We start from the raw sequence: 11,768 nt of genomic DNA, 5'->3' as shown, positions 1-11,768 counted from the left end.
CAAAAAAAACACCCGAATAGCGGCTAATTTTTGAGATTTTCAGGAACTGAAATTTTCGGGCTTAAAAGCACTAATTTTTTGGTTTTACCGAAATCGCATAGCCTCCACTGCGCGCAAGTTTTACAGGGATTTTGGTTTTGCTGGTTACGGTTTTTTTGTAAATTTTATAAGACTGCGGATTGTTGATGTAATCTGCCGTAGCACCGTCCTGATACACGGTGGCTTCGTATTTTTTACCTTTCGGAAGGAAAGAAAAATCTACGGTGAAATTGCGCGCGTTTTCGTCGGTAATTCCGCCTACGTACCACTCGTCTTTTCCTTTTGCTTTTCTGGCTGTATGGATAAAATCTCCCGGTTCAGCGGCTAAAATTTTGGTGTCATCCCAGTCCACCGCGACATCTTTGATGAACTGAAAAGCGTCCATATGTTTCGCGTAATTTTCCGGTAAATCTGCCGCCATCTGTAATGGTGAATACATCACGACATAGAGCGCAAGCTGTTTTGCCAAAGTTGTTTTCACGAATCGGGTGTCGCCGGGAAAATAATAATCAAGCTTGGTTTGGAAAATTCCTGGCGTGTAGTCCATTGGTCCGCCGATAAATCTTGTGAATGGTAAAATCGTCTGGTGATCCGGATTATTTCCGCCAAAAGCTTCGAATTCTGTTCCGCGCGCAGCTTCTGCCGCGATCCAGTTCGGGTAAGTTCTGCTGAGACCCGACGGACGCACCGATTCGTGTGAATTGACCATGATTTTGTAATCGTTTGCTTTTTCGGCAATTCTGCGGTAATGATTGATCGTCCATTGTGAATAATGATGCTCGCCGCGCGGAATAATATTGCCGACATAGCCGGTCTTTACGGATTCGTAGCCATATTTATTCATCAATTTGAACGCTTCGTCTGCCCATCTTTCGTAATTCGTAGCAGAACCCGAAGTTTCGTGGTGCATCATCAATCTGATATTTTTTGAATGCGCGTAATCGTTGAGCATTTTAATATCGAAATCGGGATATGGCGTGATGAAATCAAAAACAAATTCTTTGCTGTGACCAAACCAATCTTCCCAGCCGGTGTTCCAGCCTTCAATCAACAAAGCATCAAAACCGTTTGCAGAAGCAAAATCGATATATTCTTTGACATTTGTATTGTTTGCGGCGTGGTTTCCGTTCGGAGTTAACTTGGTAAAGTCGGTTTTACCGATGTGAACATTATTCGCAGTTGAATAAGCCCATTGCGATTTGCCGATAATCATTTCCCACCAAACACCCATATATTTTGTGGGTTTGATGTAAGAGGTGTCTTTGTATTCCGTAGGTTCATTGAGGTTAAAAAGCATTTTGGAAGCTAAAACTTCTTCCGCTTTTGGTGAAACAATGATGGTTCGCCACGGTGAAACCGCCGGAGTCTGGATATACCCTTTTGCACCTTGTGCGTCCGGTGTAAGATGTGTTTTGAATTTAAAATTATCCGCGTCCAATTCCAGGTTGGAAGCGGGATAATTGATAACAGCTGCTTCCGCAATATTTATATACAGTTTTTCCTTTCCTTCTTTTTTCAGCATTAAAGGCGTCTGAACCGCATTTTTAATTAAAGTTTGCGATGCATTTCCGTCATAAGAAGTTGGCCATTTCGCCGGAATTTCGGATAAATTGGTGGTTTGCGTCTGATATTCCTGGGAATCATAATCTCCGGCGAGCCACCAGGCTTTCATATCATATGGCAGATCGATCTCGGAATCTTCTTCTTTGATAATGAAATAATTCAGATTTTTCTGCTGCGGGAATTCATATCTAAATCCTAAACCGTCATTGAATAATCGGAATTTTACGACAATATATCGGTCGTTTTCAGCCTGGTTTAAAGTCACCGCGAGCTCATTATAATGATTGAGGTAGGACTTTTTTTCGCCCATAATCGGATCCCAATATTCATTTTTGGTATCGAATTTTTCAGCTGTTTTGGTAAAACCAGCGTCTAAATTTTTTCCTTTTTGATCCTTACTCTCTATTTCTGAGGCAAACTGGATGTCTCCATCGCGCAAGAGTCTTAAACCTAATTTTGAATCTTCGACTACGGTTTTGCCTTCGTATTTTAAATCATAATATGGCACGCCGGCTTTCAGTTGGAAATTCATTTCGAACTTTCCGTCCGGTGATTTTAGCGATTGTGCATTGAGGCTAAGTGTTCCCAGCAAAAGAAAAAATGCGGAGATTTTAATATTTTTCATAAGAAGTTACTATCTTTTTTATGGACTTATGGAATCGCCTGTCGGGATTTATTTTTGCTTGTTAGAGGTTTAATATTGGCGATTTCAAAATGATTTTACGAATCAATAAATTTAGAGAAAATGTTAGGAACAGCCAATTATTTCGGGCTCCTTTATCTTTTAAAAACATAAAAAAAAACTGCTGCAAAAGCAACAGTTTTTTTTCGGTTAAAAAGGGTGAATTTTTACAATTTTGTTTTGGTCCACACCTGGTTTTCTTCGTCGAAAGTAATTTTGTAATAACCTGCTTCCGTAATTGGAATGTTGGCGCCACCATTTTCCAGGGTTCCGTCATTTCCATTGTCTCCGTAGTTGGTTTCCCAAGCGTTGTTCAATCTGAATTTGATTTCACCTACTGTAAGTGCGATGCTTTCAATTTCCCATTTCTGAGTGGTGCTGTTGAAAACCATATCGGTGTCATTATCCCAACCTCCAGGACTTGCGCTTCCAATAATTCCCCAAGAATAAGGAGTTAAGTCGTAAGTCATTTCAGTTAGGTTAACAGTAAGTTTTTGCCAGCCGACGTTTGGTGCTACTAAATCACCTCCACCATTATATGTAAGGTTGTTTCCGCCTGTAGAACCGTAACTGTTTGTCCAGTTTCTTTCCGGTGTAATCTTAAACGCGGAGTTCGGAGAAGTAAAATTGATGTAACCTACATAAATTCCGTTGCTGGTTGCAGAGCGAACTGTTGCAGCAGTTTCCGGATTCCATCCCTGATAAGCGCCCGGCACGTACATAAATGATTCAAGCTGATAAGGTGTAACTTTAAAAGTAACCACATCGGAAGTTTTTACGATGGTACCACCAAGTGAAGACGAAGTTGCAGTTACGCGGATTTTCACATCACTGGCAACATTTGCAGTCCCACCTGCTTTTAATACTGCCTGATCAAGGGCAAGTGTCGTAAGTGGCAATTCTTTAACATTTTCTACTGTTCCCAACGGGAAGAAAACGTCAGAATCAGCTCCGGCCATTTCTACCAGGTAAGTCACTTTTACGCCATAGTTGGTGTAATCGTTCCATTTAATGGTAGTTGCAGTTTCAGTAGCTTTGGTTTCATCCAAAACCAAAGTTGAGCCAGCAGCCGGATTGGTAATCATCGGGCCGTCTGCAGGATAAGTAGTTACCGCGAAAGAAACAGCGTTTGAAACCTCAGTACCTCTTTCAACACGCAGATAAGCTGTTTGCGAAGAATATGGGTTTAAACCTGCTTTTAACATCGCTTTGTTTAAAGCACCGATGCTTGATTTTAAAGTATTGGTTTCTGATTTACCAAGCTCAACTTTAGTTTTAAAATCTGCTGTTGAAGAAAGATAAACGGTATAAGATCCACTTCCGGAAACTGCATCGTCCCAGCTTAAAACAAATGGATTGTTTTCCATAGTTGGGTAAAGAACGTTGCTGCCCAAAGTGGTGTCATGTAATTTGAAAGACGGCTCTGGCGAGGTCCAGTTGCGGTCCGCATCTTCTCTACACGCATTTACCAAAAGTAAAGGCAGGAGAAGCAGGCTTAATAATTTTAAAATATTTTTCATTTTTGTTTAATTAAAATTTGATTTTAAGAAAGCTTCACGATGGTATAGATTCCTGCTTTTAGGTTCACAGTAATTTTATAAGAACCGCCATCACCTACGAATTTAATGTTTCCATTGTCACCTTTTGGACCGAGGAAACCTGTATTTCCGTCACCGGAAATATTACCCCAATCAAAATCACCCCAAGATTGCTGACCTAAAATTTTAAATTCAGTATCAGCACCAAGTGTGGTGGTGTATTCGTATACTCCGTCTCCTACCGTAGTCATTGCTACAGCACTTTCAGGTTTCCAACCATTTCCAGCGATGTTACCTACCAGATAAAGTTCTGGGAAGTCAAAAGCTGGAATTGCTGATGGTTTTACATCAATTGTCTGAACGCCTTGAGATGCGTTGATTACAATTTTGTAGATTCCTGTATCGCCGGTAAACTGGATATTTTCATCATCATCTGCCGGAACTGAAAGGTTGCTGCTCCACTGGTTGAAATATTGGTTGGATGCTTTTGTAGCCGCAGTATTCAACGCGTAGTTTTTACCGTCCCAAGCCAATTGTCCTAAGAACCTAAATTTCTCTCCACCTTGCAGGTAAGTATAGATGTAAGACAGATTATCGCTTTTGTGTAAAACCTGTGCTTTTTCTGGTGTCCAACCTACATAAGAAGCTGCACCAACGATATAAAAGCTTGGGTAAGTTAATACATATGGTGTAATTTTCAGCGAAGTTACATTTGAAACTGTAGCTAAAGATTCTGCTGATCCTACGTATGAAATAACACGCATAAACATGTTTGCTTCTTCACTTGGTTTAAAACCCAGTGCCGCCGAAGCATCGTTCATCTGAAGTGTAGTAAATGTAGCAGATCTCTCGGAACTTGCTACCGTAGCTAAAGTTACAGGTTTTGTAAACTTATCATCTGCAGACGCTTCAATTTTATAGCTGATTTCTGTCGGTACAGTGTACGAAGCCGGTTTCCAGGTAACTGTAAGTGCCGGGTTTGCCGGGAAGTTTTTATCCAGGAACAAACTGCTTGTAGAAAGATCCATCACTGTAGCCGACGTACTATTGTCGATGGTAATGATATCCCGGTCCTGACAAGAAGCCAGACCTAAGATCACCATCAGTGCTAAAAAAATATTTTTGAAGATATTATTTTTCATTGTTTCTAAATTATAATATTAATAACCAGGGTTTTGAACCAAGTTCGGGTTAACCACCAAATCGTTGTTCGGGATTGGGAACAGGTTACGGTATTCACCTACTGCAATACCGTCTTTAGCATTACCTTTCCAAGGCCACAAATAAGCAGCTGAGGTAAATTTACCAAATCTGATAAGGTCGGTTCTGCGTGTGTTTTCCCAAGATAGTTCACGTGATCTTTCATCTAAGATAAAGTTCAGATCGATGAAAGTTACCGGAGATGCATTTGCTCTTTTACGAAGCGCATTTACATAAGAAACGGCTGTTGCCATGTTACCGCCACCGCCTCTTAAAACTGCTTCAGCATACATCAAATAAACGTCTGCTAAACGGTAAAGTGATAAATCAGCTTCTACCCAATTATCGTGAGCACCCGCAGCACCAGTGCTTTTGATGTTTTTGTATTTAATGAAAGCATAACCGTCATTAAAGCTTCCTAAATCATTGATTTCCAATGACTGACCATCTGTATAAAAACGGCCTCTAAGATCACTTGCTTCAAATTTCTGAACGAAAGCTTTAGTCGTTCTAAGACCGCCCCAACCGCCGTTGATCCCAAAATCAGCAGGTTTCATAGTTCCACCTACCGCAGCGTGAACCATAAATGTCGTTCCACCGTTGGTTTGTGTTTTTAAACCGTCATATACGACTGAAAAAATATTTTCCGGGTTATTTACATTATTATCCGCTAAAAATAAGTTTGCGTATTTGTCATTCAATTTATATCCTGCATTAATTACTTTTTCTGTGTAAGTAATTACCTCAGCATTTCTTTCAGTTCCTGTGTACACTTTCGCGTTCAGGTAAAGTCTTGCAAGCAAAGTCCAAGCAGCTGCTTTATCAAGACGGCCGTATTCGTTTGCTTTTGGAGCTTTTAAATCTTCTTCAGCAGCTTTTAATTCTTTTTCAACATAAGCGAAAAGATCTTTTCTTGACATCTGCGTTGGTAAAGTGCCAAAAGTTGTCTCGTCAACAAAAGGTACATTTCCGTAAAGGTCTAGCAAGTGATAATAAGACTGTGCACGCAGGAATCTTGCTTCAGCTCTCATTGCTTTTGCTTCATCCAAGTTAGCACCGGAAATACCGTTTTGACTAAGCATTTCATCAGTTGTATTTTTTATAAACTCGTTTGTGAAAGCGATTTCCGTGTAAAGTCTATAATACATTGCATTATTAAACTCATTCGTTGGAGTCCAGATCATTTTGTGGAATTCATGTAAAGTACCGTCATTCCAACCGATTACCGCTTCATCAGTAGTAATTGTTTGCATAATATAAAGCAATCGCATGTAGTTTGAGAAACCGCCATCAATATCAGCGATATCACCGTTTCCATCACCACCAGACTGACCACCCACAGCTAAACCACCGTAAAGTTTTGCCAAAAGTCCTTTGTAATTATCAAAGTTTTTGTAGAGACTTGCTGCAGTAACTTCCGTAATCGGCTCCTGTCTTAAGTCATCTATACAGGAGCTCACCGTAAACGATGCTCCAAAAATAGCTAACGCTATAGAAATATTTTTTAAACTGAAATTTTTCATTTTTCTTAATTATTAAAATTGAAAGTTTAATCCTAATGAATATACTTTTGGTCTTTGATAAAAGCCGTTATCAATATTTCCAAAAATTTCCGGATCAACACCTGAATAATCTGTAACTACAAATACATTCTGCGCCATACCATACACTCTAAGATTGCTGTTTTGCCCGAAAACAGAACCGAAGTTGTAACCTAAAGTAAGGTTATCCATTCTCAAGAATGAAGCATCTTCTACAAAAGCATCGCTCCAGTACTGTGGCGTTCCGAAACCGTAATCTACAGTTGTCGTAGAAACATTCTGTAAGTAGTCATTGGTCGCAATACTTTGAACATTTGACTGTGACGCAAAGTTGTTATACACATAGTTTCCTAAAACCGCGCGTAAAGCTGTGGAAAAATCCCAGTTTTTATAGGCAAATTTTGTAGAGAAACCGAATGTAGCATCAGGAGTTGTAGACTGGTAAAAATATTTGTCGCCTGAAGCGGTGATTTTTCCATCGCCGTTTCGGTCAACATACACACCTTCTAAAGGTTTTCCGTTGTTATCGTAGGTCTGCTGGAATACGTAGAAGCTGAAAGGCGTGTAACCTACGCTGTGCGCCTGAACGGTATTACCAACACCACCGGAAATTCCACCTTGCTGAATTACGTAACCTTCTGCAACATCATTAAAGCTAGTTACTTTCGGGTTGTAATGCGCAACATTGAAACTGAAATCCCATCGGGTATTTTCATTTTTGATAGGAGTTACGTTGATTAGGAATTCAAGACCATCAGTTTCCATCTCACCGATGTTTTTGATGTTTTTATTGCTGAATTCACCTGCTGGTACCTGAACTTGTGCTAAAAGGTCTTTGGTGTTTTTCTTAAACCAATCAAATGATCCGGAAATTCTGTTATTCCAGAAGCCAAAATCCAAACCTGCGTTAATAGTTTCAGTAGTTTCCCATGTTAAATTCGGGTTGTACTGAGTTGGTCGGTACATGAAATAAAACTGGTCACCAAAACCGTATTGCGCCGTAGGTTCAGAAACGTTGTAAGATGCAAATGAATTATACGGTCCACCTACTTCCTGCTGTCCTGTTTCACCCCAACCTGCGCGAAGTTTTAAATCAGAAAAAACGTTAGAGTCTTTTAAGAAATCCTCATTAATGATTTTCCATGCTCCGGAAGCTGCGTAGAACGTTCCCCAATTGTTTTTCAAATCAACACCGTTATAGAATCTGGAAGAAGCATCTCTTCTTACTGATCCTGTCAGGATATATTTATCTGCGATTGAGAAAATACCTCTACCATAGAAACCTAATAAAACCAAATTGCTTTCGTAAGCGTTGCTTGGAGTGGAAATACGATCCGGATTTCCGTAAACAGTAGTACTGGAAGGAACTTTATTATGAAACTCCTGGTAAGAATATCCTGCCAATAAATCAATCTGGGTATTGATTGGCGTAAGCATTTTTACGTAATTCAAATAAGTTTCCAATAATTTATTGGTTTTTTCCTGGGTGTACTCGTTTCTTGTACTTACATCTCCAGATGCCAACATTCCGGCATAACCAGGATACTGTGTAACGGCGCCGTTTCCTTTCTGGTGATCATAACCACCGATTACATTTAAGTGCAAGTCTGGAAGGAAGTGCAGTTTATAATCTAAATGTAAGTTACCGATACCGCGGAAAACAGTAGAAACGTCACGTCTGCCATATAATGAAGCCAGGGGGTTTCTGGTTGCGTTCACGTTCACATTGTCCGGATTTAAGAACCATTCCCAATAATTGTTCACTTTATCACCTTGTGCAGTGTAGTCATAAACTGGCTGCGTTGGATCAAAGAACTGTGCTGCTCCAATTACACCCGCAGGAAAACGGTTTTCTGTCATGGAACCTTTTAAGTTCGCAGTTACACTTAAATGATTGTCAAAAAATTTCGGCGTCAGGTTTAATGATGCAGAAGTTCTTCGGAATTCATTAGTACGTACGATACCGTTCTGTTCGGTGTAACCTAATGACAAACGGTACGGTAATTTTTTAATTCCTCCGGAAATCGCCACGTTGTTGTCCGTTCCCCACGCTTCCTGATAAATAAGGTCTTGCCAGTTGGTATTAGCACTTCCTAATTTATCAATATAACCCTGGGAAGCATTTTCCTGTACGAAAGCACGAAACTGGTTCGCGGTAAGTACATCCTGATTTCCCATTTTCGTAGAAACCGAACCTGTCGTAGAAAAGTTCACTTTCACTCTACCTGCAGAACCTCTCTTCGTGGTGATAAGGATAACACCATTGGAAGCTCTGTTACCATAGATTGCTGCTGCGGAAGCATCTTTTAAAACGTCAAATGACTCAATATCATTCGGGTTGATTAAAGCCAGCGCGTTGGACGCCCCACTAACCCCACTGAAATCCATTGGGATGCCATCAATTACGATTAATGGATCGTTACTTGCTGTTAAAGACGCACCACCTCGAATTCGAATGGTCGCACCAGAACCCGGATTACCACCGTTCCCTGTTACAGTCACACCCGGCGCTTTACCTTGGATCAGTTGATCGGCAGATGTAGAACCTGGGTTAAAATCCTTGGAAGTAATAGAAGCTATGGATCCCGTAAGATCTTCTTTCTTCTGCTTACCGTAACCAATCAGCACTACCTGCTCGATCTCAGCAGTTTTTACACTATCGGTAGTCTGTGCCTGCAATATTGATCCGGCCAATAAAAAAGCGGGAGCAATTTTTAAAACTTTAGTATAGTTTCTCACGAAAATAAAATTTGAGGTTTATAATCAAAAATTCACATTGTCCTCTTAAAGGAGCGATGCAATTTAGCTTTTTTTTGAGATATCATAAATAATTAATGCAAATTGTTAATTATTGCTGATAAGAATCATCAAGCTTATTTCTACACAAACCGTAAACACATAAAAACCACTCATTTGTGAATATAACGGAACGCTACAATTTTCTCCAAAATTAACATAAAATCAAACAGACGTTTAGCAATTTTAGCGGCTAAAACGGCCTATTTTTAAAAATCTCAGATTTTAGCTGCATATTTTTCAAATCCCTGGCATAACACTTATCTTTGCAGAAATTTAGACCGAAGATTATGTCAGATAGAAAGATGATTACGGCTGCGCTGCCCTACGCCAACGGCCCGGTGCATATTGGGCACCTCGCCGGCGTTTATATTCCGGCCGATGTTTACGCCAGATTTAACAGAAGACTGGGAAAAGACGTTGCTTTTATTTGTGGTTCCGATGAACACGGGATTCCCATTACCATCCGGGCGAAAAAAGAAGGCGTTACACCGCAGGATATTGTCGATAAATATCACGAAATCATCAAAAAATCATTTTCGAATTTAGGAATTTCATTTGATGAATATTCCCGCACCACTTCGCCGAAACATAAGCAGGTGAGTCAGGATTTTTTCACTACGCTATATAATAAGGATAAATTTTTAGAAGAAACTTCGGAACAATATTTCGATGAGCAGGCCAACGAATTCCTTGCCGACCGCTACATCGTAGGAACCTGCCCGAATTGCGGAAACGAAAATGCCTACGGCGACCAGTGCGAAAAATGTGGCTCTACCCTTTCACCTTCGGAGCTGATCAATCCAAAATCCATGTTAAGCGGAAATGTTCCCATTTTAAAGGAAACCAGAAACTGGTACCTTCCTTTAAATGATTACGAAGATTTTCTGAATGAATGGATTATCGAAGGTCATAAAAACGACTGGAAACCCAATGTTTACGGACAGGTTAAATCCTGGTTAACCGATGGATTGAAACCACGCGCCATGACCCGCGACCTGAACTGGGGCGTGCCCGTTCCGCTTCCAAACGCAGATGGTAAAGTGCTTTACGTTTGGTTTGATGCACCGATTGGTTATATTTCTTTTACCCAGGAATGGGCAGAAAAAACCGGCAAAAACTGGAAAGATTTCTGGCAAAGTGATGATTCAGATTTGATTCATTTCATCGGTAAAGACAATATTGTGTTCCACTGCATTATTTTTCCGGCGATGATGAAAGCGCACGGGGATTATAAAATGCCGACAAATGTACCGGCTTTTGAATTTTTAAATTTAGAAAACGACAAGATTTCAACTTCCCGAAACTGGGCGGTTTGGGCACACGAATATGTGGAAGAATTTCCGGGACAGCAGGATGTTTTGCGTTACGCTTTGCTTTCTTCGGCGCCGGAAACCAAAGACAACAATTTCACATGGAAGGATTTCCAGACAAAAAATAACTCCGAATTGGTAGGTATTTTTGGAAATTTCATCAACCGCGTTGCGGTTTTAATTCATAAATATTACAACGGAATTGTACCTGCAGGTGATGAAAATGCTGTAGAACTTAACGAAATCAGCAAAGCCGCGACCGAAGTAGAAACTTTCCTGGAAAATTTTGAATTCCGAAATGCTTTGGCTTCGATGATGAGTTTAGCACGTTTCGGAAACCAGTATTTACAGATTGAAGAACCGTGGAAAACCATCAAAGACAACCAGGAAAAAGCGGCAAATTCGTTATTTGTTGCCGCGCAAATCGCGGCAGGTTTAGCACAGATCTGCGAGCCATTTTTACCATTTAGCGCGGAAAAACTGCAAAAAATGTTCAATATGCCGCAAATAAATTGGCAGGAAATTGAAAACCAAAAAGTGCTGTTAAAAACCGGTCATCAGCTAAATCCGGCAGAACTCTTATTTTCTAAAATCGAAGATGAAACGATAGAATTTCAGATTCAGAAATTAGAAAACACGAAAGAATCCAATAAGAAAACCAACCCCAAAGCTAACCCGATGAAAGACGAAATTCAGTTTGATGATTTTACAAAAATCGACCTTAGAACTGCCACAGTTTTAACCGCAGAAAAAGTAGAAAAAGCAGATAAATTATTGAAGTTTTCCGTAGACACCGGAGTTGACGTAAGAACTGTAGTATCCGGCGTTGCCGAAAGTTTCACTCCGGAAGAGTGTATTGGTAAACAAGTGATGATTTTGTTAAATCTTGCACCGCGAAAAATCCGTGGCATCGAATCTCAGGGAATGTTACTTTTAACCAACAATTCCGAAGGAAAACTGGTTTTTGTAACACCTGAAATAAAAGTTGAAAACGGCGTAGAAATCGGATAAAAAAAACAATCAGCAAAAGTTCTATATACAAAAGCCACGAATGAAAAATTCGTGGCTTTTTTACTGTTTTTTTTCGAAACGTCTT

6 protein-coding genes are annotated in these 11,768 nt (G+C 40.1%); 1 reads left to right on the top strand and 5 read right to left on the bottom strand.

Translation table 11 applies throughout. The annotated features are described in order from the left end of the window. Positions 1-70: 70 nt before the first annotated feature. From OA84_RS06010 to OA84_RS05990, 5 genes are all read right to left on the bottom strand, one after another. Complete coding sequence (locus OA84_RS06010; RefSeq protein ID WP_039343799.1) at positions 71-2,227, bottom strand: glycoside hydrolase family 97 protein; 2,157 nt, start codon at positions 2,225-2,227, stop codon at positions 71-73. Between the two features lie 224 nt (positions 2,228-2,451). Continuing rightward, complete coding sequence (locus OA84_RS11205) at positions 2,452-3,804, bottom strand: SusE domain-containing protein (protein ID WP_052252134.1); 1,353 nt, start codon at positions 3,802-3,804, stop codon at positions 2,452-2,454. Between the two features lie 23 nt (positions 3,805-3,827). Next, entirely contained in the window at positions 3,828-4,964 is a 1,137-nt protein-coding gene (locus OA84_RS06000; RefSeq protein WP_039343798.1) for a SusE domain-containing protein, read from the bottom strand. Positions 4,965-4,982: 18 nt separating this feature from the next. Continuing rightward, complete coding sequence (locus tag OA84_RS05995; protein ID WP_039343794.1) at positions 4,983-6,545, bottom strand: RagB/SusD family nutrient uptake outer membrane protein; 1,563 nt, start codon at positions 6,543-6,545, stop codon at positions 4,983-4,985. A gap of 12 nt (positions 6,546-6,557) precedes the next feature. Further along, complete coding sequence (locus OA84_RS05990; protein WP_039343791.1) at positions 6,558-9,302, bottom strand: SusC/RagA family TonB-linked outer membrane protein; 2,745 nt, start codon at positions 9,300-9,302, stop codon at positions 6,558-6,560. Between the two features lie 347 nt (positions 9,303-9,649). On the opposite strand from OA84_RS05990, the gene metG reads away from it, so the two are divergent. Continuing rightward, positions 9,650-11,683 carry a methionine--tRNA ligase gene (gene metG / locus OA84_RS05985; protein ID WP_039343788.1) on the top strand — a complete coding sequence of 678 codons (2,034 nt, stop codon included), beginning with the start codon at positions 9,650-9,652 and terminating at the stop codon, positions 11,681-11,683. The last annotated feature ends 85 nt before the right edge of the window (positions 11,684-11,768 follow it).

This window comes from Kaistella solincola, from assembly GCF_000812875.1.
In the GTDB taxonomy this organism is placed as follows: domain Bacteria; phylum Bacteroidota; class Bacteroidia; order Flavobacteriales; family Weeksellaceae; genus Kaistella; species Kaistella solincola.
This window is presented reverse-complemented; position numbering and strand designations above follow the sequence as displayed.

Excerpts from the sequence above, each read along its gene's own strand:
- OA84_RS05995 (WP_039343794.1), bottom strand. The coding sequence starts at position 6,545 with ATGAAAAATTTCAGTTTAAAAAATATTTCTATAGCGTTAGCTATTTTT.
- OA84_RS11205 (WP_052252134.1), bottom strand. The coding sequence starts at position 3,804 with ATGAAAAATATTTTAAAATTATTAAGCCTGCTTCTCCTGCCTTTACTT.
- OA84_RS06010 (WP_039343799.1), bottom strand. The coding sequence starts at position 2,227 with ATGAAAAATATTAAAATCTCCGCATTTTTTCTTTTGCTGGGAACACTT.
- OA84_RS06000 (WP_039343798.1), bottom strand. The coding sequence starts at position 4,964 with ATGAAAAATAATATCTTCAAAAATATTTTTTTAGCACTGATGGTGATC.
- metG (WP_039343788.1), top strand. The coding sequence starts at position 9,650 with ATGTCAGATAGAAAGATGATTACGGCTGCGCTGCCCTACGCCAACGGC.